The 26,976-nt window shown below is 72.7% G+C and carries 16 protein-coding genes, 1 pseudogene and 1 riboswitch; of the genes and pseudogenes, 8 read left to right on the forward strand and 9 right to left on the reverse strand.

Annotated features, from left to right (window positions below):
* Nucleotides 1–111: 111 nt before the first annotated feature.
* The 3 genes from ACFWM7_RS16275 to ACFWM7_RS16285 form a co-directional block, all read right to left on the reverse strand.
* Nucleotides 112–309: a ferredoxin gene (locus ACFWM7_RS16275; protein WP_383260796.1), complete on the reverse strand. Its 198-nt coding sequence runs from the start codon at nucleotides 307–309 to the stop codon at nucleotides 112–114.
* Nucleotides 310–314: 5 nt separating this feature from the next.
* Nucleotides 315–1,565 (reverse strand): cytochrome P450, encoded by a 1,251-nt coding sequence (locus tag ACFWM7_RS16280; RefSeq protein ID WP_383260799.1) that lies wholly within the window; start codon nucleotides 1,563–1,565, stop codon nucleotides 315–317.
* Between the two features lie 323 nt (nucleotides 1,566–1,888).
* A complete protein-coding gene (locus ACFWM7_RS16285) occupies nucleotides 1,889–2,380 on the reverse strand; it encodes an FBP domain-containing protein (RefSeq protein ID WP_383260801.1) in 492 nt (163 codons plus the stop codon).
* Nucleotides 2,381–2,462: 82 nt separating this feature from the next.
* Between ACFWM7_RS16285 and ACFWM7_RS16290 the strand changes: the two genes are divergently transcribed.
* Both ACFWM7_RS16290 and ACFWM7_RS16295 read left to right on the forward strand, forming a co-directional pair.
* Nucleotides 2,463–3,035, forward strand: a complete 573-nt coding sequence (locus ACFWM7_RS16290) for a TetR/AcrR family transcriptional regulator (protein ID WP_383260803.1) — start codon at nucleotides 2,463–2,465, stop codon at nucleotides 3,033–3,035.
* Between the two features lie 117 nt (nucleotides 3,036–3,152).
* A complete protein-coding gene (locus ACFWM7_RS16295; RefSeq protein WP_383260825.1) occupies nucleotides 3,153–4,337 on the forward strand; it encodes a GDSL-type esterase/lipase family protein in 1,185 nt (394 codons plus the stop codon).
* Nucleotides 4,338–4,389: 52 nt separating this feature from the next.
* On the opposite strand, the gene ACFWM7_RS16300 is transcribed toward ACFWM7_RS16295, so the two are convergent.
* Complete coding sequence (locus tag ACFWM7_RS16300; protein WP_383260804.1) at nucleotides 4,390–4,968, reverse strand: snapalysin family zinc-dependent metalloprotease; 579 nt, start codon at nucleotides 4,966–4,968, stop codon at nucleotides 4,390–4,392.
* A gap of 297 nt (nucleotides 4,969–5,265) precedes the next feature.
* Between ACFWM7_RS16300 and ACFWM7_RS16305 the strand changes: the two genes are divergently transcribed.
* The 3 genes from ACFWM7_RS16305 (at nucleotide 5,266) to ACFWM7_RS16315 (ending at nucleotide 8,825) form a co-directional block, all read left to right on the forward strand.
* Entirely contained in the window at nucleotides 5,266–6,186 is a 921-nt protein-coding gene (locus tag ACFWM7_RS16305) for an NAD-dependent protein deacetylase (RefSeq protein ID WP_383260805.1), read from the forward strand.
* Between the two features lie 305 nt (nucleotides 6,187–6,491).
* Nucleotides 6,492–7,907, forward strand: a complete 1,416-nt coding sequence (locus ACFWM7_RS16310) for an NAD-dependent succinate-semialdehyde dehydrogenase (RefSeq protein ID WP_383260806.1) — start codon at nucleotides 6,492–6,494, stop codon at nucleotides 7,905–7,907.
* A gap of 87 nt (nucleotides 7,908–7,994) precedes the next feature.
* On the forward strand, nucleotides 7,995–8,825 hold the full coding sequence (locus ACFWM7_RS16315; RefSeq protein ID WP_383260807.1) for an aldo/keto reductase: 831 nt from the start codon (nucleotides 7,995–7,997) through the stop codon (nucleotides 8,823–8,825).
* Between the two features lie 77 nt (nucleotides 8,826–8,902).
* Here the strand turns inward: ACFWM7_RS16315 and ACFWM7_RS16320 are convergent, their stop codons facing one another.
* The 4 genes from ACFWM7_RS16320 to ACFWM7_RS16335 form a co-directional block, all read right to left on the reverse strand.
* Entirely contained in the window at nucleotides 8,903–9,925 is a 1,023-nt protein-coding gene (locus ACFWM7_RS16320; RefSeq protein ID WP_383260811.1) for an ABC transporter substrate-binding protein, read from the reverse strand.
* A 15-nt stretch (nucleotides 9,926–9,940) separates the two neighbouring features.
* Nucleotides 9,941–10,723: an ABC transporter ATP-binding protein gene (locus tag ACFWM7_RS16325; RefSeq protein WP_383260813.1), complete on the reverse strand. Its 783-nt coding sequence runs from the start codon at nucleotides 10,721–10,723 to the stop codon at nucleotides 9,941–9,943.
* Nucleotides 10,723–11,832: a FecCD family ABC transporter permease gene (locus ACFWM7_RS16330; RefSeq protein ID WP_383260814.1), complete on the reverse strand. Its 1,110-nt coding sequence runs from the start codon at nucleotides 11,830–11,832 to the stop codon at nucleotides 10,723–10,725. The genes ACFWM7_RS16325 and ACFWM7_RS16330 overlap by 1 nt, the downstream gene beginning before the upstream one ends.
* Before the next feature lie 122 nt (nucleotides 11,833–11,954).
* A riboswitch (cobalamin riboswitch) is annotated at nucleotides 11,955–12,029 on the reverse strand.
* 17 nt (nucleotides 12,030–12,046) lie between these two features.
* Complete coding sequence (locus tag ACFWM7_RS16335) at nucleotides 12,047–12,547, reverse strand: hypothetical protein (RefSeq protein WP_383260817.1); 501 nt, start codon at nucleotides 12,545–12,547, stop codon at nucleotides 12,047–12,049.
* A 72-nt stretch (nucleotides 12,548–12,619) separates the two neighbouring features.
* On the opposite strand from ACFWM7_RS16335, the pseudogene ACFWM7_RS16340 reads away from it, so the two are divergent.
* Both ACFWM7_RS16340 and ACFWM7_RS16345 read left to right on the forward strand, forming a co-directional pair.
* Nucleotides 12,620–13,114, forward strand: a pseudogene (locus tag ACFWM7_RS16340) (sensor histidine kinase); the annotation flags it as partial.
* 38 nt (nucleotides 13,115–13,152) lie between these two features.
* On the forward strand, nucleotides 13,153–13,485 hold the full coding sequence (locus tag ACFWM7_RS16345) for an antibiotic biosynthesis monooxygenase (protein WP_205083363.1): 333 nt from the start codon (nucleotides 13,153–13,155) through the stop codon (nucleotides 13,483–13,485).
* A 189-nt stretch (nucleotides 13,486–13,674) separates the two neighbouring features.
* On the opposite strand, the gene ACFWM7_RS16350 is transcribed toward ACFWM7_RS16345, so the two are convergent.
* Nucleotides 13,675–14,220, reverse strand: a complete 546-nt coding sequence (locus tag ACFWM7_RS16350) for an AAA family ATPase (protein ID WP_383260822.1) — start codon at nucleotides 14,218–14,220, stop codon at nucleotides 13,675–13,677.
* A 145-nt stretch (nucleotides 14,221–14,365) separates the two neighbouring features.
* Between ACFWM7_RS16350 and ACFWM7_RS16355 the strand changes: the two genes are divergently transcribed.
* Nucleotides 14,366–26,976 (forward strand): amino acid adenylation domain-containing protein (locus ACFWM7_RS16355; protein ID WP_383260824.1); only part of this gene is annotated, 12,611 nt, incomplete at its 3' end.

Here is a 26,976-nt window from a genome sequence, read left to right on the forward strand (position 1 = left end):
CCGTACAACGGGTGCGGGCCCCGGGCGGTCGGCGCTCTTCGCGCCTGACGGGGCGTCGGTGCCACGGTCCGGGCGTACCGTCGAGGAAGCTGTCGGCAGGCGCCCGGCCCGTCAGTCGTCGGTCACGGCCACCGCCCCGACCGGGCACGCTCGCGCGGCTTCCCGGACCAGCGGGTGGTCCCCCGCCTCCAACGGGCGGCCTGGAAGCATCTCGCTGAACCCGTCGTCGTCCTGCGTGAACACGTCCGGCGCGGTCAGCGCGCACATGCCGGCCCCCACGCAGCGTTCCTTGTCGATGCGGATGCCCATGCCGCTCACCAGGCCACGGGCAGTTCCAGCAAACCCTGGATCGTGTCCCCGGGTTTGTGCTGGATCTCGTGCGCGGGCACGGCGAGCCGGAGGGTCGGGAGCCGCTCGAAGAGCGTACGCAGGGCGATGTCGAGCTCGGTGCGGGCCAGGTTCTGGCCCAGGCACTGGTGGACGCCGAAGCCGAAGGCGAGGTGGTGGCGGGCGGACCGGTCCCAGTCGAGCGTCTCCGGACGGTCGAACACCTCGGTGTCGCGATTGATGAGCGAGGTCGAGAAGAGCACGCCCTCGCCTCTGCGGATCGTCGTCCCAACCACCTCGATGTCCTCGGTCGCCAGCCGCTGCAGGCCGTCGGCGATGGACAGGAACCGCAGCAGTTCCTCGACCACCGCGGGCGTCGTCGTCTCTCCGGACCGCAGCGCCGCCAGCGGCCCGGGGTGCCGCAGCAGCGTGAACGTACCGAGCGAGATCATGTTCGCCGTCGTCTCGTGTCCCGCGACGAGCAGGATCACGGCGAACGAGACGAGCTCCTCGCGGTCGAGCGGCCCGTCTGGACGGTCCAGGTGGATCAGTTCGTCCAGCAGCCCCTCCCCCGGCTCCGCACGCTTGCGGTCGATCAATTCGCCCAGGTACGCCTCCAGTTCGATCCGGGCCCTGTCCACGTCGGCCGCGCCCGGCCCGCGCAGGAGCCGTCGCGAGCAGTCCTCGAAGAGCTCGTGGTCGGCGTACGGCACGCCGAGGAGCGCGCAGATCACCTTCGACGGCACGGGCAGTGCGAAGTCGGCGACCAGTTCGGAGGGCGGTCCCTGCCGCTCCATCGCGTCCAGCAGCCGGTCCACCGTCTCCTGGATACGGGGGCGCAGTGCGGCGATCCGCTTCACGGAGAAGCTCGGGATGAGCATCCTGCGCTGGGCGTTGTGCTCGGGATCGTCGACGCCGAGCAGGGCCACGCGCTGTTGCCGCACCCGAGCGAAGCGCTCGGCCGGTACGGGAAAGCCGGGCCGGGTGCGGTCGGTGGACAGCCGCGGATCCGCCAGCAGCCGGCGGGCCAGGGCGTGCCCGGTGACCGCCCAGACCGGACGTCCGTCGAAGAGCGTGACCCGGCTCAGCGGCCGGTCCGCGCGCAGGGGTTCGTACCCGGTGGGCGGGTGATAGGGGCACTCGCGGTCCTGCGGGAACGGTGGCGGGGAGGCCGGTTCAGCGGCAGGGCCGGTGAGGCCGGGGTCCTGGCGGGCCGGTTCCGTCGTGGATTCCGTCATGGGAGCGGTCGCCTCGCAGTGCTCGGTGATCGGTGCGGAGCGGGGCGCTCCGCACCTCACCCCCAATTGGATGCCCGAGGCACCTATTGGGTCGACGTGCGGACCGGCCACTTCGCGGGACCGCGGATCTGGCCGGGGCTTTTCGCACACAGGTGAACGGTTCCGCATCCGTCCAGGTCCAGCGGGTGTGGCGGACCGTCATCGGACACGGCGTCAGCCCGTCCGCGGCCGGAATCGCTCACCACGGCGTCCGGAACCATGCCGTCCGCGATCGCCGCACGCCGCCCCTCACGCCTCACGCCTCACGCCTCACGCCTCACGCCTCACGCCGTCACCCTGGCGATGAACGCGCCGAGATTCGCCACGGTTCGCTCGATCTGCTGCTCCAGAGTGAGGGACTCGTGCAGCCGCGCTCCGACGCCCGCGTCCTTCTTCCCACGTACGTAGAGCGAGCAGGCGAGGTCGCTGCACATGTAGGCGCCGACCGAGTTGCCCTGCTTGCCCGCCTTCCCCGGCTTGGGGGCCACCAGCAGACGAACGCCCCCGGTGTGGACGGTCACGCACATCGAGCACATGCTGCGGCGGGTCTGCCAGGATCCGGCGTCGGAGGAGCGCAACTGGACCCCGACATGGCTCTCACCGGAGGGCATCACCAGGTAGGCCCGGTCGGGGGCCTGGGGGTCGCGCCAGCCCAGGAAGTCCAGGTCGCCCCAGGGCCGGTCGGCCAGGTCACGGGGGACGGACAGCCGCTTGGCCTCGCCCTTGGTGCAGTTCACGAAGGCGGTGCGGATCTCTTGCTCGGTCAGGGGCTTCATGGAACCCACGCTAATTTGCCTAAGAGTATTAGGCAAATGTATATTCTTTTAGGCAATCACTGGGAAGCGTTCGGAGGGTGGCATGGCACGAGCAGGACTGACCGCGGAGCGCGTGGTGCGGGCGGGGGCCGAGCTGGCGGACGAAATCGGCTTCGAGCACGTGACGCCTTCGGAGCTCGCCCGGAAGCTGGGCATCAGGACCGCGAGCCTGTACTCGCACGTCAAGAACGCCCACGACCTCAAGACCAAGATCGCGCTGTTGTCCCTGGAGGAACTCGCCGACCAGGCGTCGGCGGCACTCGCCGGCCGGGCGGGCCGGGACGCGCTCGGCGCCTTCGCCGACGCCTACCGCGACTACGCGCTCCGGCACCCGGGCCGGTTCACCGCGGCCCGGTTCCGCCTCGACGCGGACACGGCGGCCGCGAGCGCGGCCGTCCGGCACTCCCGGATGACGCGGGCGATCCTGCGCGGTTACGACCTGACGGAGCTCCAGGAGACGCACGCGGTGCGGCTCCTGGGCAGCGTCTTCAACGGCTACGTGGAGCTGGAGGCGGCCGGCGGGTTCCGCCACAGCTCCCCCGACTCCCAGGAGAGCTGGACGGCGATCCTCGACGCGCTCGACTCCCTGCTGCGCAGCTGGCCCGCTCCTTCCTGACCTCACCTCCTCTGCGCCTCCCGCCCCGCCGGCACACGCATTCCTCCACTCCTCTCCCGCTGCCACGCCCGCTTCACTCCCACTCCCACTCCCACGACGAAAGGAGAGATGGAGAACATGACCGCCCCGCACGACTGGACCACGACTCCCATCAGCACCGACATCCTGCGGGGTGCGCTCGACCTGGAGCAGACCGGGCGCGGCGTGCTGCCGCACCGGTTGCCCGCACAGGCGCGACGGCAGATCCCCGACGGTCAGCTGGCCATGGCCGAGTCGCAGCCCTCCGGGGTGCGGCTGGCGTTCCGCACCCGGGCGACGGCCGTCGAGCTGGACGTGGTGGCCACCAAGCGGATCTATCCCGGAGCACCGCCGCGTCCCGACGGTGTGTACGAACTCCTCGTGGACGGCCGCCCGGCAGCCCGGGCCGGCGCTCCCGACGGCGACACGCTCACGGTCGATCTGGCCACCATGTCCACGCAGACCCGGCCCGGGCCCGTGGAGACGCTCCGGTTCACCGGACTGCCTGAGGGCGAGAAGGACGTCGAGATCTGGCTGCCCCACGACGAGACCACGCAGTTGGTCGCCCTGCGCACGGACGCGCCGGTCCGGAGCCCCCGGCCGAGCGGTCGACCCGTCTGGCTGCACCACGGCAGTTCGATCAGCCACGGCTCCAACGCCACCACCCCTACCGGCACCTGGCCCGCCCTGGCCGCGTCGCTCGGTGGAGCCGAGCTGATCAACCTGGGGTTCGGCGGCTCCGCTCTGCTCGATCCCTTCACCGCCCGCGCCATGCGCGACACCCCCGCCGACCTGATCAGCGTCAAGATCGGCATCAATCTCGTCAACGCCGACCTGATGCGGCTGCGCGCGTTCGGCCCGGCCGTCCACGGCTTCCTCGACACCATCCGCGACGGCCACCCCACCGCGCCGCTGCTGGTCGTCTCGCCGATCCACTGCCCCATCCACGAGACCACTCCGGGCCCCAGCGCACCGGACTACAGCGAGATGAGCGAAGGGCGGCTGCGGTTCATGGCCATGGGCGACCCCGCGGAGAGCGCCGCCGGGAAGCTGACGCTCGCCGTCATCCGCGACGAGCTGGCCCGGATCGTCGCACAACGCGCCGCCGCCGACCCTCATCTGCACTACCTCGACGGCCTCGACCTCTACGGCGAGGGCGACCACGCGGAACTCCCGCTGCCCGACGACCTGCACCCGGATCCCGCCACCCACCGGCGCATCGCCGAGCGCTTCGCCCGCCTCGCCTTCGGCCCCGGCGGACCCTTCACCCGGAGGGAGGGGTGACGCCGGGGCGAAGCCGCTGGCCGGATGAGGGGCTCTGTGGTGAGGGGCCCTGTTACGGGGCGTCCACCAGGATGCGCCCGTCGGCCGGGACGCGCGGGGCGAGGCCGCCCGCGTAGGCGGACTCGACGCGGGACTGCTCGGCCGCGTCCGGTACGGCGTTCCTGCAGCTGGTGCCGGCGCTGGAGCCCGACATCAACTCGGAGCAGGGGCCCGGTTTGGTGTCCGGCAGGCCCAGACTGTGGCCGATCTCGTGAGCGGCGATACGGGTCTTGTCATGGCCCTCGGTGACCGCCTGGCTGCCCAGCTCCACACTGGCCCGGCCGCCGGGCCGGACCGGGCCGAGGGTGGCCTGCGGCCAGCCGCTGGTGGCCACGATCTGTATCTCGGCCCGCGTGCCGGGTGCCGCCTCGACCAGCTGGACATTGTCGACGTTCGCATTCCACGAGGCGACCCCTGCCGCGATCTCCGCCTCCCAGCCACCGGCCCGGCTGTCGTCGTACCGGAGTGTCACCACCGCCGACGCGCTCGCCGCCGCCGGGGCCGGCGCGGGAGCGGCCTGCGCCGCCGTGGCGGTGGCCAGGGTGATCGCCGCGGCGACACCGGCCGCCTTGAACCATGGGGAATCGAGCATGGCTGTCCCTTCACTCATGGGGGGCTCGGCTCCGCTTGGAGCCGAGGGAGTGGGAGGACGGTCACCGCGACCAGCAGGAAAACAGGGGAACAAGGCCGGTTGCCTACCTCCCGGGGCCGCAGGACCTATGCCGCGATCGCAGCATGGTCATGCTCCTGCCATCAAAAGGTGGCCGGAAACGCACCCTGCCGCACCCTGCCGGGGCTCCGGACGGCAGCCCTCTCCCCTGCGGGTCTCCGCCGCTGCCCGGCCGCCGGGCGTCAGCGGTACCGAAGGCCTGTTCCGTACCCTGAGGGCATGCGTATGCGTCCCACCCTGAGCTGGACCTCCGTCGAGGAGCCGCCGCCGGGCACCACGGACCTGGAGCCGGTCGCCGAGGCGCTGAGCGGTGGCGGTGTCCTGGTCCTGAGCGGGGCGGGCATCTCCACGGAGTCGGGTATCCCCGACTACCGGGGCGAGGGCGGCAGCCTGAGCCGTCACACCCCGATGACCTACCAGGACTTCACCGCGGACGCCGGGGCCCGTCGCCGGTACTGGGCGCGCAGTCATCTCGGCTGGCGTACGTTCGGCCGCGCCCGGCCCAACGCCGGGCACCGGGCCGTGGCCGCGTTCGGGCGGCAGGGTCTGCTCTCGGGTGTGATCACGCAGAACGTCGACGGGCTGCACCAGGCCGCCGGCAGCGAAGGCGTCGTGGACCTTCATGGGCGTCTGGACCGGGTCGTCTGCCTCTCCTGCGGCGCCTTCACCCCGCGCCGCGAGCTCGCGCGCCGACTGGAGGAGGCCAATGAGGGTTTCGCCCCGGTGGCCGCCTCGATCAACCCGGACGGTGACGCCGACCTCACCGACGAGCAGGTCGGCGACTTCCGTGTGGTGCCCTGCGCCGTCTGCGGCGGCGTCCTCAAGCCGGACGTGGTGTTCTTCGGCGAGGCCGTGCCCCCGCAGCGGGTCGAGCACTGCCGCGGACTGGTCCGCGAGGCGAGCACCCTGCTGGTCCTGGGCTCCTCGCTGACGGTGATGTCCGGGCTGCGGTTCGTCCGCCAGGCCGCCGAGAAAGGAGCGCGGGTGCTGATCGTCAACCGGGATCCGACCCGGGGCGACCGGCATGCCGTGACCCGTATCGCCCTCCCGCTGGGTCCGGCCCTCACCACCGTGGCCGACCGGCTGGGCGTCCCTGTCGGCGAGGCCGCGACGGGAGGGCCGGCGACAGGGCCCGGATGAGATGAGGTGACGGGAGGCGTCACAGAGGTGCACCCACGCAGACCCGAGGACCGAGGACCTGAGGTCCCGCCGACCCGCCGACCCGCCGACCCGCCGACCACGGTCACGTACGGCCCGGAATCGGTTCAGCCCCTCCCCGGCCGGCCCGTGGCCGAGTCGGCACACCCCTTCATGACCCTCCGCGAGCGACCCATTACCGATATAGATGCTTATAGGCAGTTTTCTGCTCGGTCAGTCGGGTACCCCGCAGAGAGGCGGAGCGCAGCGTTCCGCCTGGTGCAGCACATCGTCGTTCTGGAGTTTTCATGTCAGAGCAGCGCAAGAGCTCGTTCGCCACCGTCGATCCGTACACCGGGAAGACGCTCGCGGAGTTCCCGGCCACCGAGGGTCCGGAGGTGGACGCGGTGCTGGAAACCGCGGACGACGCCTTCGAGGCGTGGCGCAAGCGGCCCGTAGAGGAGCGTGCCGCGCTGGTCGGCCGTGTCGCCGAGCTGATGCGGGAGCGCAAGGAGACCTTGGCGCAGCTGATCACCCTGGAAATGGGCAAGCTGATCTCCGAGGCCCGGGGCGAGGTGGATCTCGCCGCCTCCATCCTGGCCTACTACGCGGAGCACGGGCCCGGATTCGTGGCCGACGAGCCGCTCGAAGTGGAGGAGGGCCGGGCGTATCTCGTGAACGAGCCGCTCGGTGTCCTGCTCGGCGTCATGCCGTGGAACTTCCCGCTCTACCAGGTGGTGCGCTTCGCGGGCCCCAACCTGGTCCTGGGCAACACCGTCCTGGTCAAGCACGCTGGAATCTGTCCGCAGTCCGCGCTCGCCCTGGAAGTCCTCTTCCGTGACGCGGGTGCGCCCGGGGGCGTCTACACCAACCTGTTCGTGAGCCATGAGGAGATCTCGCGCATCATCGATTCCCCGGTGGTCAAGGGCGCGTCGCTGACCGGCAGCGAACGGGCGGGCGCCCAGGTCGCCGAGCGGGCCGGGCGGAACATGAAGCCCAGCCTGCTGGAGCTGGGCGGCAGTGACGCCTTCATCGTCCTCGACGGCGAAGGGCTGGAGCGTACGGTCGGCGCCGCGGTGGCCGGCCGGATGGCCAACACCGGGCAGAGCTGCGTGGCCTCGAAGCGGTTCATCGTGCTGGCGGACGTCTACGACGACTTCGTGGCGGGCATGCGCCGCGCGTTCGAGGGCCTGGAGGCCGGCGACCCGGCCGACGAGGCGACGACACTGGGGCCGCTCTCGTCCGAGCAGGCGGCCTCCGGCCTGACCGAGCAGATCCGCGAGACGGTGGAGCAGGGAGCCGAGCTGGTGACCGGCGGCGGCCGGATCGACCGCCCCGGGGCCTTCGTCCGGCCGACGATCCTCACCGGCGTCAAGCCCGGCATGCGCGCTTACGCGGAGGAGCTCTTCGGCCCGGCCGCGGTGATCCACCGGGCCGAGGACGAGGACGAGGCGGTCGCGCTCGCCAACGACAGCCGGTACGGCCTCGGCGGATCCGTCTTCTGCGCGGACGTGGAGCGGGGCCGCCGGGTGGCCGAGCGGGTGGAGACCGGCATGGTCTGGGTCAACCACCCGACCTCGACCCAGCCCGATCTGCCGTTCGGCGGAATCAAGCGGTCCGGCTACGGGCGGGAGTTGTCGAAGCTCGGTATGCAGGAGTTCGTCAACCGCAAGCTCGTCCGGGTGCTGCCGCCCGATGCCGAACTCCGCGGCATCGCGGGCTGAGCTGCCGTACCCCCGCACCCCCTGACAGACACCGCCTGACCCCCCCTGACACCGCCTTCCAAGGCGTCGACACAGCAAGGAGCAATCGTGCCCTCAGTACCGTCCATCACCCTCAACAACGGTGTGACGATCCCCCAGCTCGGTTTCGGGACCTTCCAGATCCCGCCGGACGAAACCTGCGAGACCACCGTCGCCGCCCTGGAGACCGGATACCGGCACATCGACACGGCGCAGATGTACGGCAACGAGAAGGAGGTCGGCCAGGCGGTCCGGGAATCGGGGCTCGACCGCGCCGACGTCTTCGTGACGAGCAAGCTGAACAACGGCGCGCACGCGCCCGACGAGGCGCTCCGGGCGTTCGACCGCTCCCTGGAGGAGCTGGGCTTCGACTACCTGGACCTCTTCCTCATCCACTGGCCCCTGCCGGGTGGTTCGGGCGACTTCGTGGAGACGTGGAAGGCCCTGGAGGAGATCTACCGGTCCGGGCGCGCCAAGGCGATCGGGGTCTCCAACTTCCAGGAGAACCACTTGCGCCGACTGCTGGACAACAGCACTGTGGTGCCCGCCGTCAACCAGATCGAGGTGCACCCGTACCTCACGCAGGAGCCCCTGCGTGCCTTCGGGGCGGAGCACGACATCGCCACGGAGGCGTGGTCGCCCATCGCCCAGGGGAAGGTGCTCTCCGACCCGACGATCACCCGGATCGCCGAGCGGGTGGGCAGGGCCCCCGCACAGGTGGTGCTGCGCTGGCATCTGCAGCGCGGGGACATCGTCTTCCCGAAGTCCGTGACGCTGAAGCGCATCCAGGACAACGTCGCGCTCTTCGACTTCGAGCTCACCGAAGGGGACATCGGCGAGATCTCCGCCCTCAACCGTGACGAGCGCACCGGGCCCGACCCGGACACGTTCAACGGCTGACCCGGCCTGGGCGGCAGGCGGGCCCGGCCTTGGGGACCACCCCGGGGCCGGGCCCGCGCTGCGTACGCGGTGGGTCGCTAACGGGCGAACTTCCGCAGGTCCTCGGCGAGCGAGCTGATGGCCGCCGGATTGCGGGGGCTCTCGACGAGGTCCACGTAGTCGAGGACGACGATCCGGTCGTGTCTGATCGCCGATACGCCGGCGAGCGGCTTGTAGGACTTCAGGAACTTCCGCTTCTCGTCCGCGCCGGTGTCGCCGTAGTTGTTGACGACGATGACCTCGGGGTCGCGGTCGACCACCGTCTCCCAGCCCACCGTCGTCCAGCTGTCCTTGAGGTCCTTCATGATGTGGTCGCCGCCGGCCTTGGTGATGATGTCGTGGGGTCCGGCGTACGCGCCCGAGGTCAGCGGCTTGTCCTTCCCGTCGTCGTACAGGAAGACACGGAGGCGGTCGTCGCCCTTCGCCGCCTTCGCCCGGGCGTCGGCGACCTCCTTCCGGAAGGACGAGATGAGGGTGTCGGCCCGGTCCTCGACGTCGAAGATCCTGCCCAGGTTCCGCAGGTCGGTGTAGAGCGCTTCGAGCGGGGGCATGACGCCGCGGGCCTTGCCCTGCCCGTTGCGGCACGACTCGCTGAGCAGGTACGAGTCGACGCCCACGCGCTCCAGTTCGGCGGGGGTGAAGCCCTCCCCCTCGTTGAATCCGTAGTTCCAGCCGGCGAAGACCAGGTCGGCGCGGGCGTCGAGGACCAGTTCCTTGTTGATCCGCTCCTTGGAGAGCCACTTGGCCTTCTTGTAGCCGTCCTTCCAGGGGACGGAGGTCATGTCGCCCTTGTCGTCGGGCATCACGTATCCGGCCATGTGGTCCTCGAGTCCGAGGGCGAACATGATCTCGGTGATGCCGACGTCGTTGGTCACGACGCGCTGCGGGGCCTTGTCGTAGCGCTTCTTCTCACCGCAGTTCTCCACGGTCACCGGGTAGTGCCGGTCGGCCTGTGAGGTGCCGGACTTGCCGTCGGCTTCCGGTGCGACGTCCGCTCCGCAGCCGGTGAGGGCCAGGGCGGCGACGAGGACGAGGGCCGCTGGACGCAGGGGGTGGGGCATGGCGGGCGAATCTCCTCAGAGGGCGGGGCGGGCAGGGGCAAGGTCGAAGAGCAGTTGGAGCGCACCGGTCTCGGGATGCGCGACGCGATGCGCCCGTACGCCGAAGACGTCGGCCAGCAGCGCGGTGGTCAGGACGTCGTGCGGGGGCCCGGAGGCGACGATCCGGCCGCTTTCGATGACGTGGACGAGGTCGCAGTGCAGGGCCGCCAGGTTCAGGTCGTGCAGCGCGGTCAGCACGGTCAGGCCGCTGCCGCGGACCAGGGCGAGGACTTCCAGCTGGTGGGCGATGTCCAGGTGGTTGGTGGGCTCGTCGAGCACCAGGACCCGGGGCTGCTGGGCGAGCGCGCGGGCGATCAGGACGCGCTGCCGCTCGCCGCCGGAGAGGGTGAGGAAGCCGCGTTCGGCCAGGTGTCCCGCCCCGACCCCTTCCAGCGCCTCGTCGCAGAGGCGGCGGTCCTCGTCGGTCGTCCGGGCCACCGGCCCCTGGTGCGGCAGCCGCCCCATGGCGACGATCTCGGCGACGGTGAAGTCGAATTCGGCGACCGCGTCCTGCGGAAGCGCGGCCAGCAGGCGGGCGCCGTCCCGGGCGCTCAGGGCGTGGAGGTCCTCACCGCCGATCCTGACGGCGCCGGCCGAGGGGCGCAGGGCCCGGTAGACGCAGCGCAACAGGGTGGACTTCCCGCTGCCGTTGGGGCCGACCAGCCCGACGAGCTGTCCGTCGGCCGCGCCCAGGGTGACCTCGTCCACCAGGCGTGCGCCGACGATGTCGACGCTCAGCGCGTCGATGTCGATCCGCATCAGATGCCTCCGAAGGAGTAGGAGCGCCGGCGCATGAGGAGGATGAAACAGGGAACGCCGATGACCGCGGTGAGAACGCCCACCGGCAGTTCGGCCGGCGCCAGCACGAGGCGCGAGAGGATGTCGACCCAGATCAGCAGGACGGCCCCCGCGAGGGGTGCGACGGCCAGGAGCCGGCGGTGGTCCGCGCCGACGAGCATCCGTACGGCGTGCGGGACCATCAGGCCGACGAAGCCGATCGCTCCGCTGACCGCGACGACCGCCCCGGTGACGGCGGCGGAGACGAGGAAGAGCTCCTTGCGGAGTCTCCCGGGGTCGACCCCGAGTGCGGAGGCGGTCTCGTCGCCCATGGCGAGGGCGTTCAGGCGCCGCGCCGACCAGCCGAGGTGGGCGAGTCCGGCGAGCACCGCCCCGGCGGCGATCGGCACGGCGGCCCAGTTGGCCCCGCTGAGGCTGCCGAGGAGCCACATCATCGCGGAGCGGGCCGCTTCCCCGCGCTCGGCCGCGAACACCATGAAGGTGGTTACGGCGGAGAAGCCGTAGTACATCGCGGTCCCGGTCAGGACGAGCCGGAGCGGGGTCAGTCCGCGTTCGGTGCGGGCGACCGCGTACACGAGGAGCATGGCGAGGAGCGCGGAGAGGAACGCAGCCGTGGACAGGGCCCAGATGCCGAGCGCTCCCAGGGCCCCGAAGATGAGTACGGCGTTGGCGCCGACCGCAGCGCCCGAGGAGATGCCCAGCACGAACGGGTCGGCGAGCGCGTTGCGCACCATGGCCTGGACGGCGACGCCGATGGCCGACAGGCCGGCCCCGACGACGGCGGCCAACACGGCGCGTGGCAGGCGTAGTTCCCAGACGATGGTGTAGGCCGGGACCTCGTCGGCGCGGATGGCTCCGCCGGTCAGCCCTGCCCAGAGGTAGCGCAGGACCTCCGCCCAGGAGATCCCCGACGCCCCGAGTGCCGCCCCGCAGACGAGCGAGAGGGGAAGGGCGAGGCAGAGGCCGGCGAGGAGGAGCGGCAGGGGTACGCGGCGGGGTGGCGCCGGGCCGGTGCCGACGCGCGAGGGGCGTGACGGCTTGGCGGGTATGCGGTCGAGAGACGTGGCCACAGGCCGGTCGCTTTCGCCTCGGGCCGTGCGTCGCGCGAGGAGGAGCGGCCCCGGACGGCGGCCGTCCCGCGCAGCGCCCTTTTCGCAGTCCACGGCGAATGGTCAGGAGCCTTCTGTGCCGCGGGTGATCGGGCTCACGGAACCGGGGGCTCCGCCTACCGTTGCGGGTCAGCGCCGGATTCTGACCGGACTTCCCCCGTGGCGAATCCGCAGCTTAGCGCGTGCGCCCCTCCCGCCCGCGGGGAGGGCGCGGCCCTGTGGGACGTACGAAGCCGCCGGATCCCGCCGCGCGAACGGGCGCGGGAGGCAGGAGATCCGTCATCACCGTGTGCGGCAGGGAGGGGTTGGCGGCGGCCGCTTCGGCCGACCGTTCGTCGGTCCCCCTCACGAGAGCCGTGATGACCTCCGGCAAAAGCGCCGGGTGCCCGGCGGCCTCGACGCGCGCCTCGTCGTCTTCCAGGCAGGCGAGAAGCGCCGGAGCCGTGGCGTTGGGGTGCCGGGCGATCGCCCGGAGCGCCTTCCGTGCGGGGGGCCGGTGCCGGGCCGGCTCGGCCAGCAGCACCGGCGTCGCATCGGGGTTGGCCGCGATCGCCGCGATGACCTGGACGCCGTGCCGGGCGGCCGTGGTGCGGAGTTGCGGCTCCGTGAACCCGGGGTGCGGAGCGATGGACTTGACCACCTTGGCGTCGGGGTCGGCGGCCAGGGTCTCGTACACCTCGGAGGGCAGGTCCCGGCGTGCCGCGAGCGCCCATCGCAGCAGCAGCGACGGGTGGTCGACGAAGCCGCCCGGTGGCGCGTCGACCTGTCGCTCCTGGCGGAGGAGGCCGTCGAGACTCTCCTCCCCCTCGCGGAGGAACGTGGCGTCACCGTCGAGACGCACGGTGACATCGCCCCGACGACCGGATCGCCGACGCTCCTGCTGCAGCTGACCACGAATCTCGTTCACAACGCCGTCGTCCACAACCTGCCGGAAGGGGGCATCGTCCGGGTCACGACGAGCGTCCGCGCCGAGACGGTGGTGCTGGCGGTCGAGAACACCGGTGCGAAGCTCTCCCCGCAGCTGGTCTCGACGCTCACCGAACCGTTCCAGCGCGGCGCCGAACGTCTGCGGACCCACCACACCGGTGTCGGTCTCGGCCTGGCGATCGTCGAGACCATCACCCGCGCCCACGACGGCACGCTCACCCTCACCCCGCGCCCCGCGGGCGGGCTGCGCATCACGGTGGAACTCCCCGCGGCCGCCGGAAGCGACGATCGGCGCGATCTCTTCCCTCACCCCTGAGGCAGCGGGGTCCGGACCCCGTACGGCAGGATGGTGCCATGAGCGTAGTCAAGATCAATGTGCTGACCGTCCCCCAGGAACAACGCGAGACGCTGGAGAAGCGCTTCGCCTCCCGCGCCCATGCCGTGGAGAGCTCCGACGGATTCGAATGGTTCGAGCTGCTCCGGCCCGTCGAGGGCACGGACGACTACCTCGTCTACACGCGCTGGCGTGACGAGGCGTCCTTCCAGGCGTGGATGGAGGGGCCGATGAAGGCGGCCCATCAGGGCGGCGGCGACGCCGGGAGCGGCGAGCGCCCCAAGCCGGCGGCCAGCGGGTCCACCGTGTGGTCCTTCGAGGTCGTCCAGCAGGCCGCGCCGACCGGCGCGTAGGCGACGGGCGCGTAGACGACCGGCGCGTAGACGACCGGCGCGTAGACGACCGGCGCGTAGACGACGGGTGCGTAGACGAGCGGCGCGTAGGCGAGCGCGCTCCGGTGGGTGACCTGCCCGGTCCGGTCCGGCCCATGAACGGCCCCTGACCGACCGGGCAGGTCTCTGCGGTCGGCCGGCCCCGGGGCCTCAGCGGTCGATCGGCCGCAGCCGGGCCAAGCCGGTGTCGAGCATGATGCGGTCGACGGTCCCTTCCAGGGCGCTGTCGGGGCCGATCACCGTCTCCAGGCCGTCGGGCAGGACATCGCGGGGGCGGTACCAGTCCCGCAGCTGGTTCTCGTCGACCTCGTCGGCGATCGGCTTGGTGACGTGCCGGGCCAGGGTCTCGGCGAACGGGACGTCCAGGTAGTACCCGTGAGTGGGGCCCCGGTGATCGGCGCGCAGCCGGGCGAGCATGTCGCCGTAGTGGGCGGCGTAGAGGATGCCTTCGACCACCACGTGGTAGCCCGCGTCCAGGGCGTAGCGGGCCGTCAGGTCGATCAGGCCGATGTTCGCCGCCCCCGGCCGGTCGCGTTCGCGCAGCACGGTGCGGCGGAGGTCGTCCTGCCCGACCAGGGCTAATCCACGGCCGAATCTGTCGCGGAGACCGGACGCGACGCTCGACTTACCCGATGCGCTGTTTCCGCGCAGGACGATCAACCGAGTCTCTTCGGTGCCCACCTTCACCAGCACCACGCTAGCCGTCGCCTGTCCGGCCCGGGGTTGAGGACGTCCCCCCAGCAGGTCACTCCCAGGGTGCACACGGTCTCCTCCCGGCGGTTGATTCCCCGCGACCCGCGCGTTTTTAAGATCATTCTTCGAGGAACGGACCGAAGGACCGGTGGAGCACGACATGACCCTGCTGGATGTACTGCTGGACGCGGTCCGTGAGTCTCCCGGGCAGGTCGTCGTGCATGTTCGCGGCGACGGCAGCGAGCTGACGGTCACGCTGCGCGAGCTGCTGGACGATTCCCTGCGGGTGGCCGGCGGCTTCCGGGAGGCGGGCATCGCGCCCGGGACCTGTGTGCCGTTGCTCGCCGACCGCAGCGAGGACTTCCAGCCGATGTTCTGGGGCGCGGTGGCGGCCGGTCTCGTTCCGGTTCCGTTGGCTCCGGACGCCCGCCGGGTGCTCCCCGTCTGGGAGCACCTGGGGCGGCCGCCCGTCGTCGTGGATACGTCGACCGCGTCGTTGACCGATGAACTCCCTTCCGGTGTACGCGTCTTGGCCCTGGACGCCCTGCGGGAGGGGCCGGTGTCGCGCGAACCGGCCGCCGCCGGGCCCGGCGACGTCGCGTTCGTGCAGTTCTCCTCGGGAAGCACCGGCGCGCCCAAGGGGGTGGAGGTGACGCACGGTGCGGTGCTGGCCAATCTGGAGCAGATACGGGCCGCCTCGGCGCTCGGCGCCGAGGACGTGGTGGTCAGCTGGATGCCGTACTTCCACGACATGGGGCTCGTCGGCACGCACCTGGCTCCGCTGGCCGCCCGGGCCAGGCAGGTCAAGATCGGTCCGCTGTCGTTCGCCAAGCGGCCCCGGGTCTGGTTCGAGGTGGCGGCCCGGCACCGGGCCACGGTGCTGTCCGCGGCCAACTTCGCCCTGGCGCTCGCCGTACGCCGTGTTCCCGACGAGGTCCTGGCCGAGCTCGACCTCTCGGCCGTCAGGCTGGTCCTGGTCGGCGCGGAGCCGATCGCGCCCGCGGTGTGGCGTGACTTCGCCCTCAAGACGCGTCCGGCCGGGCTGGATCCGGCGGCCGCCCAGCCGGTCTACGGCCTGGCGGAGGCGACGCTGGCGGTGACCTTCCCGCCGCCGGGGGAAGTGGCCGAGCCGCTGGTCCTGGACCGGGCTTCGTTGAGCGACGGAGTGGCGGTGGACGCCGAACCAGGCGTGGACGCCGTCGAGTTGATGGATGTCGGGCGGCCGGTGGCCGGCAGCGCCGTGCGCGTCGTCGACGAGGCGGGCGACGTCCTCGGGGACCGGCGCGTCGGGCACATCATGGTGAGCGGCCCTCAACTGGCCCGTGGCTACCACGGCCTCCCCGGTGTGAGCGCGGAGGTGTTCGCCGAAGGATGGCTGCGCACCGGTGACCTCGGGTTCCTGCGGGACGGTCGGCTGTGCGTCACGGGCCGGCACAAGGATGTGCTGTTCCTCAACGGCCGCACCTTCCATGCCACGGACATGGAAGCGGTCGCCGCGGCGACACCCGGGCTGCCTTCCGGTACTCCGGCGGTGGTCGGTTCGACCGACCCGGTCACCGGTGCGGAGCGGGTCGTGGTGTTCGTCCCCTGGGCACGGCCCCCACGCGATGCGGCGCAGGTGCTGGAACGTGTCGCGGCCCGGGTGCGCGAGGCGCTGCTCCATGACGATGTGCGGGTGCTGGCCGTGCCGCCGGGGGCGTTCCCCCGTACGACGAGTGGCAAGCTGCAGCGTCGGCGGCTGCGGGAGCGGTTCGAGGCGGGTGCGTTCGGGGCCGGTCCGTTCGCCACGGGTCCGTTCGGGAGTGAGCACTCAGCGGGTGAGCGGGCGGTGCGTGTTCGGCCGACGGGTGCCTCGGCGGCGGAGCCGGGCGTGGGAGCACCCCAGGCTCGGGCTCGGACCGTCGAGGCCGTCCGGGAGGTGTGGGCCCGCGTGCTGGAGCGGCCCGCCGAGTCGATCGGTGTGCATGAGCCGTTCGGGAGCCTCGGCGGAACGTCGCTCAAGGCGATGGAGGTCCTGGTGGCGCTGGAAGACGCCTTCGGGGTGACGCTGCCGCCGGCGGTCATCCGCGACCACGGCACGGTGGCCGACCTCGCCGGTCACCTTCTGACGAGGGAGCCCGCTCCGCCGTCGCCGTCCGCCCCCGAGGTCGGGAAGACCGGAGAAGACGGCGAAGCCGCCGCAGCCGTCATCGGGATGGCGTGCCGGTTCCCCGGAGCCGACACCCCCGAGGACTTCTGGAACCTGCTCATCGACGGGCACGACGCCATCGCCCCGGTGCCGTACGGGCGTTGGGACGACGACGCCCGCGACCGTCAGGACGCTCCCCGGGAGCGTTGGGCGGGGCTCCTGAAGGACCCGGCGGTCTTCGACGCCCACTACTTCGGTATCGGGGAGGACGAAGCGCGCGCCCTCGACCCGCAGGCACGGCTCTTCCTGGAACTCGCGCACGAGGCACTCGAACGTGCCGGATACGCGGGGCCCCGTAGACGCGGTCGCAGGGTCGGGGTGTTCGCGGCGGTCGGGGACAGCGGCTACCGCGAAGTCCTGGACCGGGCCTCGGCCGACGGCTCCCCGCTGCCCCACGCCCTCACCGGGAACCTGCCCGCCCTCATCGCCGCCCGGGTCTCGCAGAGCCTCGATCTCGACGGGCCCGCACTCGCCGTGGACACCGCCTGCTCGTCGGGTCTGGTGGCCCTGCATCTGGCCCGGCGCAGCCTCCTGGACGGCGAGTGCGACCTCGCCGTGGTCGGCGGGGTCAACCTCCACCTGACCTCGACCCCGCACCGGCTGCTCGAAGAAGCGCAGGCGCTGTCCCCCACGGGACGCAACCGCGCCTTCAGCGCCGACGCGGACGGCTTCGTACCCGGCGAGGGCGGCGCGGCCATCGTCCTGACGCGTCTCGACGCGGCCCGGCTCGCGGACGATCCGGTGCTCGCGCTGGTCCGGGGCACGGCCGTCAACAACGACGGCCGGTCGATGAGCCTCATGGCGCCCAACCCGTTGCGGCAGCGGGAGGTCATCAGCCGGGCGTACGAGGCGGCAGGCATCGATCCCGCCTCGGTGACCTATGTGGAAGCCCACGGGACCGGCACTGCTGTCGGAGACCCGATCGAGCTGCGGTCGCTGGCCCACGCGTTTCCCGCACGGCCCGACGGCGAGCCGCGGTCGCTCGGTTCGGTGAAGACGAACATCGGGCATCTGCTGAACGCCGCCGCGCTGCCCGCGCTGGTGAAGGTCGTACTGGCCCTGGGCCACCGCAGGCTCCCGCCGTCGCTGCACCACTCCCCGGCCTCGCCGGGCCTCGCGCCCGCCGGTTTCTCCGTGGTGGCCAAGGCCCGGGAGTGGACGTCCGCCGGGCCCCGCGTCGCGGGGATCAACGCGTTCGGTTTCGGCGGCACCAATGCCCACGCCGTACTCGAACAGGCCCCGCCCCCGCCGACGCCGCCGCCGGGTGTCGCACGCGAAGTCGCCGTCGAGGGGCCTCATTTGCTGACTCTCTCGGCACGCAGTGCGGGCGCGCTCCGGGACGCGGCAGGTCGGCTCGCCGCGCATCTGGAATGCCGTCCGCGACTGCGCGAGGGCGACGTCTGCCGGACCGCGAGCACGTCCCGGGACGTGGGGCCCCACCGGCTCGCCGTCGTCGCGGACGGTGATCTACGGGAACGGCTCGCGGTCGCCGTCGCCGGGACCGGCGATGCGAGGACGACGGGCGGGGCGGGCGGGCGCGTCGGCACCCTGGTCCGTTCCCGGCCGCGCGTGGCCTTCCTGTTTGCCGGACAGGGCGCGCAGTTCCCCGGCCAGGACCGGGCGTTGTACCGGACGGCGTCGGTGTTCCGGGACACGTTCGACGAGGCGTCCGCGCTCCTCGGCCCGGTGTGCGGGCGGCCTCTGCGGGACTGGGGGCTGGACCCGGAGGTGGATCCGGCCGCGCAGGCCGTGACCGAGGTGGCACAGCCGCTCCTCGTCGCCTCCGGGGTGGCGCTCGCCCGCCAACTGCGCACCTGGGGGGTGGAGCCCGACGCGGTCGCCGGGCACAGCGTCGGGGAGATCACGGCCGCCTGTGTCAGCGGGGCGCTGACCCTGCGGGAGGCAGTGCGGTTCGCGGCCGAACGCGGCCGTCTCATGGGCGCCTTCACCGAGGCCGGAGCGATGATCGCCGTCCGCGGGGGTGAGGACGCGGTCGCCGCCGCGGTGGCGGAGTCCGAAGGGACACTCGCCGTGGCGGCGTACAACGGTCCCGGTCTCCAGGTCCTCTCCGGAAGCGTCTCCGCCGTGGAACGCGCCGCACTCGCCCTCGACTCCCAGGGCATCCCCGCCCGTCGTCTGCGGGTCTCGCGGGCCTTCCACTCACCGCTGATGCGGCCGGTCGCCGACCGGCTCGCCGCCGCGGCCCGCGCGCTGACTCCGCGGGCCCCGGCCGTCCCCCTGATGAGCACCGTCACCGGCGAGTGGCAGCCCGTCCTCGACCCGGAGTACCTGCGCAACCATGCCGAGCGCCCGGTGCTGCTCGGGGCGGCCGTGGAGCGTCTCGCCCGGGAGGGGTACGACACCTTCGTGGAGGTCGGCCACGGCGCGACCCTGTCGGGTGCGGTCCGCTCGGCGGCGACGGTGGCGCGCGCTTCCGACGGCTCCGGCACGTCCGGTACATCCGGCGCGTCCAGCACCTCTGGTACATCCGGTACGTCCGGCGCGTCCGGCACCTCTGGTATGTCCGGCGCGTCCGGCGGCGGCGTCACGGTGATGTGCGCCCTGCCGGGGCGTTCCTCCACCGGCCGAACAGATTCCGCACCGCTGCCCGTTGACGGGCACGGCGGGCGCCGGGCCCTTCTGGAGACCGTCGGCCGGCTGTGGTCGCTCGGCGTGCCACTGGACCGGACCGCGCTCGACGCGGGTCACCATCGCATCCCCCTGCCCACCTACCCCTTCCAGCGCAGCCGGTACTGGGCCGATCCGCCCGCGAGCCCCCTCCTGCACCGGGTCCGGTGGGAGGACGCCGCCCCACCCGGAAGGGCGGCAGGGGCCGTGCGTTCAGTGCTGCTGACCGGACCCGACTCCGCGTCCGTCGACCGGCTCGCCTCGCAGCTCGCCGCCGCAGGCATCCGCAGGTACGAAGCGGGCGACGGGCGGCCGGACGCCGTGGTCCTGGTGGCCGGGCCCGCTCCCGTCCAGGACACCGTGGACGCACTCGGCCGGGCCCAGGACGCCGCGCTGGCAGCCTTCGGCAAGGCCCTCGCACGGTTCGACGAATCCCATGCGGACAGGCTGTTGGTAGTGACCGAGGACGTGCATGCCACGGGCGCCGTACGGGAAGCGCCGCGGCCCGCCCATGCCGTCCTCGGCGGACTTGTGCTGGCTCTCCCGCAGGAGACCCCGCGTGCTTCGGCCACCGCCGTGGACCTCTGCTCGCTCGACTCCCCCTCGCAGCGTCTGACCGCCGTGCTGAGCGAACTGGAATCGGGCGGCGGCGCTCCGGGCAGCGCCGACACCGTCGCCTGGCGCGCGGGACGCCGCCTCGCTCGCCGCTTCGCGCCGCTCACGAGCGGCACCACGGCACCGGTCGAGGCGGCGCGGTCACCGCTGCCGCCCGACGGCACCTTCCTCATCACCGGGGGCGGCGGCGGAATCGGCGCCGCGCTCGCCCGGGACCTCGCCGGCCGGGGCCGCCCGACCCTCGTGCTCACCGGGCGCTCCCCCGGGCTTCCGGTGGGCCTGGCCGAGGAACTCCGCTCGCTGGGCGCCACCGTCGACTACCGCGTGGCCGACGTCTCGGTGGAGCGGGATGTCGATGCGCTCATCGCCGGGCTGCCCCGCCTCGACGCCCTCTTCCACGCCGCGGGTGTCGTACGACCCGGCACCCTGCGCAACAGGCGCGCGGAGGAGACGGCGGACGCCCTGGCCGCGAAGACGCGGGGCAGTCTGCTGCTCTCGCTCGCCCTGCGCCGGCACGGGCTCGACCCGATGGTACGCGTCGCGTTCTCCTCCGTGAGCGCCGTGCTGCCCGGCCTTGCGGGCGCCCTGGGCGACTACGCCGGCGCCAACGCCTTCCTCGACGCGTTCGCCGCGTCGGAACGGCACGCGGGCAGGTCGTGGCAGTCGGTGAACCTCACGGCGGTGGCCGGTACGGGCATGGCGGCGGCCTTCGGCTCCGGGGCGGGAGGGGGCTCCCCCACCGTGCGGAGCGGCGGAAGCCGGCCGGTCGACCTCGCTTCCGCGCTGGCCGCGCTCCGTACGGCATGCGGCGTCGACGCACCGCAGCTGCTGATCGCCGACCTGACGCCGTCCCTGCGGCCCGCGCCCGTGGCGTCCCCGACCGCGACGGCAGGAGCCACCGGAACGCGAACGGAAGCAGAAACGGAAGCAGAAACGGAACCGATGGCCTCGGGTCGAGCGCCCCGCACCAGCGCCGACGTGAACCCGCGTACGCGCGTAGGGGGCCAACCCCCCGCCGAGACAGCGGCGTTGCTTCGGCGGCTGCTGGCCTCTGCGCTGCGTCTGCCGGCCGGCACGATCCCCGACGACGAGCCGTTCCTCACTCTCGGCCTCGACTCGCTCGCCGCCGTCGACCTCGTCCGCCGGCTCGAACGGGAGCTGGGCAGGACCCTGCCCGCCACGCTCTTCTTCGAGTACCGGACCGTCGCCGAACTGGCCGCGCACCTCGACACCACGCCTTCCCTCTCCCCGCCGTCCGCCTCACCCGGTCCGCCCCCCGTGCCGGACGGGGTCTCCTTCCCGCTCACCCCCGTCCAACTGGCCCTGCACACCAGCAGTCGCCTCCACCCGGACGTGCCGGCCCACGGATACGTCCGCCAGACCGTTCGGGGGCCCCTGGACACCCAGCTCCTGGGCCGGGCGCTCGCCGCGCTCGCCGACCGGCACAGCATGCTGCGGATCCGCATCGGCGGCGCCGGAAGCACGGGAAGTACCGACAGCACCGGGCGTACCTGGAGCACCGGGGACACCGAGAGCACCGGTAGCACCCGGAGCACCCGGAGCACCGAGGGCGGGATCGGCTCGGCGGCACCGGCTCAGTACGTCGCTCCGCCCGCCGCCCTGGCAGCCTGGTACGAGGTCCGCGAGCTGCCCGGCCGTGTCGAGGAGCTCGAAACGGCCCTGCGCAACCGGCCGTTCGACCTCTCCGCCGAATCTCCCGTGCGCGCGGTCCTCGCCCGCGAGAGCCCGGAGCTGTCCCATCTGATACTGGTGATCCACCACGCGGCCGGTGACGGATACAGCCTCAACGTCCTCGCCGGAGAACTCTGGTCGCTCTACACCGCCTTCGCCCTCGGGAACACCCCGGCGCTTCCCGCGCTCGGCACCGACTTCGCTCGGTACGCGGCCGCTGCCGCCGATGAGCGGGCCTCCACGGCCGGCATGAGGGATCTCGCCGTCGACCGGCGGTACTGGTCGGAGCGGCTGGCCTCCCGTGGCGAGCCGCTGCGCCTCCCGTACGACGGTGATCCGTCCGGGCTTCCCACAGCTCCCCTGACCACGCATCAAAGCGCCCTCGACGCGCCGCTGACCGCCGAGTTGGAGAAGCGGGCCGCGGCTCACGGAGTGAGCCTGTTCCATCTGCTGCTCGCCGTGCACGTGCGCTGTCTGGCCCGGTGGAGCGGACAGCGGGAGATCGCGGTGAACGTCGCCCGCGCGCGGCGGGACGACCGCCTGGCGGGTCTGGACCGGCTCGTGGGGCCGCTCGCCGACACCCTTCCCCTGGTGTGCTCCACCGAGCCGGAGGAATCGGTGGAGGCCCTGGCCGAGCGGCTGGCGGGGATCTGGCTGGAGAGCGAGCAGCATGCCGGCCTGACCGGCCTGGATCTGGCCCGGCTGCTGCCGGCGGACCCGGCCGGGTCCGGCCCCCGGACGGTGAGCCCGGCCGGCTTCAGCTTCTCGCGCTTCCCCGCCGCTCTGGACGAGCGTTGTCCGGTGAGCGTGCGGCCGACCGCCGCCGGCACCGCCACCGCCGCGACCCGCCTGAGCCTGCTGTGCTGGCAGGACGAGACGGTCCTGCGCTTCTCGTGGAACTTCCCCCTCCGGCTCTTCGCCCCGGAGACGGTGGCCCGCCTGGACCGTGAATTCCACGACGAGTTGGCTGCTCTGATCGGGCCCCGGTCCGACGCCCCCGCCCGGCGTCCGGCCACTGCCGGGACCGATCCCGGAAGCGGAACCCGAATTCGACCCCAGACCGACCCTGGAACCGGAACCCGGTCCGGACCCGGCCGTCCCGCGTCCGCCACGCTCGTGCGTCGGCTGGTCGAGCGGTTCCGGGCCGCACCGGACGCGGTCGCCGTAGACACCGGCGCCGCCACCTTGACGTACGCCGAACTCGACCGTGCCTCCCACGCCCTCGCGACCTCGCTCCAGGCTCGTGGCGTCACCCCGGGAAGCCTCGTCGGGCTCCTCACCGAACCCGGCGCCGACACCGTCGTCTCCGTCGTCGCGGCCCTGCGCGCCGGGGCGGGCTGGGTTCCGCTCGATGCCGGCCACCCGACCGCGCGCCTGGTGGACCAGCTCACGCGCTCGGGGGCCCGTACGGTGCTCTGTCACTCCGCGACCCGGGCGGTGGGGGAAAGGCTCGGCGACGTCACCCTGGTGCCCGTCGACGCTTCGGCTTCGCCGCTCCCGCCGGGTTCCGTACGGTCCGGGAACGCGGCGCCCGCGCTCGACGGCCCGGTCGACGCAGACACGTACGCCACCGCCGACGCCGACGGCGTCGCGTACGTGATCTTCACTTCCGGGTCCACCGGCCGGCCCAAGGCCGTGCCCATCACCCACCGGTCGATGGAGAACTACCTCGACTGGGCGATCGACGCCTTCAGATACGACGAGCACGACCGGCTCGCCCAGACCGCTTCGCCCTGCTTCGACGCCTCCGTCCGCCAGCTCCTCGCACCGCTGCTCGTCGGTGCCACCGTGGTCACGGTGGACTGGGACCTGTTGCGCGATCCCGACCGGCTGCTGACCCACGTCGAACGCCGCCGGATCACCGTCTGGAGCTCCGTCCCCACGCTCTGGGAACAACTCCTCGGCGCTGCCGAGCAACGGGTCCGGGACGGCGCACCGCTGCCGGACCTGTCGGCGCTGCGGTGGATCCATGTCGGCGGCGAGGCCCTGTCACCCGCCCACGTACGCCGCTGGTTCGATCTCTTCGGCGACGGTCAGCGCATCGCCAACCTGTACGGCCCCACCGAAGCCACCATCAACACGAGCTGCCACATCATCCACGTCCGGCCCGACGACCGGGTGCGGCGGCTGCCCATCGGCCGCCCGGTGTCGGGTACGGAGGTGGAGGTCGTCGGTCCCGACGGGGAGCCGCGGCGGCCCGGCGAGGCCGGCGAACTCCTCATCTCCGGCATCGGCCTGACCTCGGGGTACCTCGGCGAACCGGCGCTGACCGAGGCCGCGTTCACAGTGCGGCGCGGGCGGCGCTGGTACCGCAGCGGCGACCGGGTGCGGTGTTCCGTGGACGGAACCCTGGAGTTCCTCGGGCGGCTGGACGACCAGGTGAAGATCCGGGGCAACCGGGTCGAGCCGGGCGAGGTCGAGGCAGTACTCCAAGCCCATCCCGACGTCACCCACGCCGTCGTCCTCGCCCAGGACGGACGTCTCACCGCCTTCGTGACTCCCGCGTCCGGCTCATCCGGATCATCCGGATCATCCGGGGCGGACGCCGTGGCACTGCGGCGTTATCTGGCCACGTCGCTGCCCGCGTACATGCTTCCGTCGCGGATCACCCACGTCGACACGATGCCGCTCACGGGCGCGGGCAAGATCGACCGCCGTGCGCTGGCGGCCCTCCGGGATACGACCGCGACCGTCCCTCCCAAGGCGATCACGAACACGGACACCGGCACCGGCTCCGGCTCCGGCACCGGCACCGGCTCCGGCTCTGGCTCCGGCTCCGGCTCCGGTACGGTCGACGTCCCGACGCCACTCCGTACAGCGCCCCGCACTCCGACCGAGATCCGGCTCGCCGCCATCTGGTCCGCCCTGCTCCGATGCGACGAGGTGTCCCGCGAGGACGACTTCTTCGCCCTGGGCGGTGACTCCCTGCTCGTGCTGGAGGTGTTCGCCCGGCTGGAGAAGCAGGGCGGGCCGCTGCCCCGGCCGACCGTCATCTACCGCAACCGCACGCTCGCGGCCCTCGCCTCCGCCGTGGACGCCGCAGCTGAAGCCGTTCACGAAGCCGTGGACAGCGCCGCCGGCGAGCCCGCTGCCGCCTCGACCGGCACGTTGGCCCGGGGAAGCGACCACGTGGCCGGCCGCCCCGGGACGCTCGATCCGGCGGCTGCTCCCCCGCCCTTCCCTCTCACTCCCACCCAGCGCGGCTTCCTCCTCGCCGAGGCCATCGCTCCGGGCGCGACATCGTCCTGGCTCACCCGGTTGCGGCTGCACGGCCGCCTCGACACCGTCCGTTTCCAGCGCGCGGTGGACACGCTCGTCGGGCGCCACCCGATGCTGCGCACCGTCTTCCCCGCCGGGGCCCGCCCGGCCGTCCAGCAGGAGCTGCCGTCCTCGCTGCGCCTGCCGGTCGACTTCGAGACCCTCACCGGCCCGGGGCAGGTGGAGGAGCGGGTCGCCGCCGAACGGGCGCGCCGTTTCGAGCCCTGGGCCTGGCCCCTGCTGCGCCTGCGGGTGCTCACCGTCGCACCGGACGAGCACGTCATGGTGGCGCACGCCCACCACATCATCGGTGACGGCTACAGCGCGGCACTCCTGGTACGGGAGCTGACGACCGTGTACGACGCTCTGTCCCACGGCGCGGAAGCGACTCCGGCCCCGCTCCGCAGCACTTTCCGCGACCACGCCGTACGACTCGCGGAGCGCACGGGCTCCCCCGCTTCCGTCGCCCCGGCCAGCGAGGACCGGTGGGCGCGGCTGAGTGCGCCCTACCTGCCGCCCGTACTCTCTGCCGGTACACGCACCGGTGCTTCTCCGGGCGCCGCGGCGAACCCGCTCTTCCACACGCACGCGTTCACCCTCGACGCCGATCAGGTGGAGGCGCTGCGCAGGTACGCGGCGCGCACCGGATCCACTCTCCACGCCGCCGTGCTCACCGCCTACTACCGGGCGCTCGCTGCGGCCACCAGCCGGGTGGATCTGGTGCTCGGTCTCGCGGTGAGCGGCCGGGACCACGCCCTGCCCGACGCACACCGGGTGTTCGGCCCCTTCGCCACGGCTGTTCCCCTGCGGCCGGCAGGTCCGGGGGACGGGCGGTCCGCCGAGGCGGGCTTCGAGGACGATCTGCGGCGCCTGGCTTCCGAGGCCGCAGAGGCGCGGACGTACGAGGGGGCCGTGCCGCCGCTGCCCAGCGGGCTGCCTCTGGCCTCCCAGTTCTTCTTCACCTATCTGGACTTCTCCGCCCTGGGCCCGGAGAGCGGCAGGACGCTGACGGTCACCCGGGACGACGGCGACAGCGTGTACACGCCGCCTCCGGCCGGTACGGACGTGTTCCTGGCCGCCGGTCCGGAGGGCGGGCGGCTGCGGATCACCGTCCGCGCGGCGGCGTCGGCGTTCACCCCGCAGGGGGTGGTCGCGTTCGCGGACGCGGTACGTGACGGTCTGGCGGACGCGGCGGCCTCGACCGTGCCCAGCCCCGGCCGCCTCGAAAGCCCGGACTGCCCCGGCCGCCTCGAAAGCCCAGACCGCTCCGGCCTGCTCGACGAGCCGGACCGCCCCGACCGGGACCAGCGGATGGACGCCGCACTCATCGGCTATCTGCCGTCCCCGGCCGACCTCGCCCGGCTGGCGGGCCTGCCGGAGGCGGCGCTGCCGCGCGAGGAGTTGCGGACCCTGCTGTTCCCCGACGGGCGGCCCCGGCTCCTGGAGACGCTGCGTACGCCGCTGGGCCGTTCCGGCTTCGTGTGCGTCCCGCTGTTCGCCGACGAACTCGCCCCCGGCGACGCCCTGCTCCGGCACACCACGCGCGGAGTTGAGCTCGCCTCGTTGCTCGGTGCGCGGGCCGTGTCCCTCGCGGGCATGATCCCCTCGCTCACCGGTTACGGCTTCGACGTCCTGCGGGCCGTCGGCACGGCGGGCACGGCCCCTGCCGCCCCCGCCGTCACCACCGGTCATGCGGCGACCGTCGTGTCCGTCGTCAGGACCGTGCACGCCGCTCTCGACGCGACGGGGCGGCAACTGGACTCTCTCACCGTCGCGTTCGTGGGGCTCGGTTCGATCGGCTCCTCCTCGCTGGAGTTGCTGCTCACCCTGGCCCGGCGGCCGCCCGCGCGACTGCTGCTCTGTGACGTACCGGGCAGCGGGCCACGCCTCAAGGAACTGGCCGAGAACCTCCTGGATTGCCGTCTCGCCGAGGTCGTGGAGGTGGTCGAGTCGGACCATGGGCTGCCCGACGCCGTGTACGGAGCCCACCTGATCGTGGCGGCGGTCAGCGGGGGCGGCGCACTCCTCGACGTCAACCGTCTAGCGCCGGGTACGACGGTGGTCGACGACTCGTTCCCGCACTGCTTCGACACGTCCCGCGCCCTCGCCCGGATGGAACGGGCGAAGGACGTCCTGATCGTCGGCGGCGGGCTCCTGAGCGCCGGGCCCACCCGGCGGGAGATCGCCGAGGGGCTGCCCGCCGCCGCGGTGGCCGGTTACCTGGCGCAGCCGATGGTGGCGGACACCATCGCGTCGTGCCGGCTGGAGTCCCTGCTCCACGCCTCGGGGGCCGGTGTGCCGCTCGTCCTCGGTCCGGTCGACGCGGCCACGGGCCGCGCCTACTGGGCGGCGGCGGAGGCGACCGGCATACGTGGCGC

This window comes from Streptomyces sp. NPDC058375 (genome assembly GCF_042723425.1).
GTDB lineage: Bacteria > Actinomycetota > Actinomycetes > Streptomycetales > Streptomycetaceae > Streptomyces > Streptomyces durocortorensis.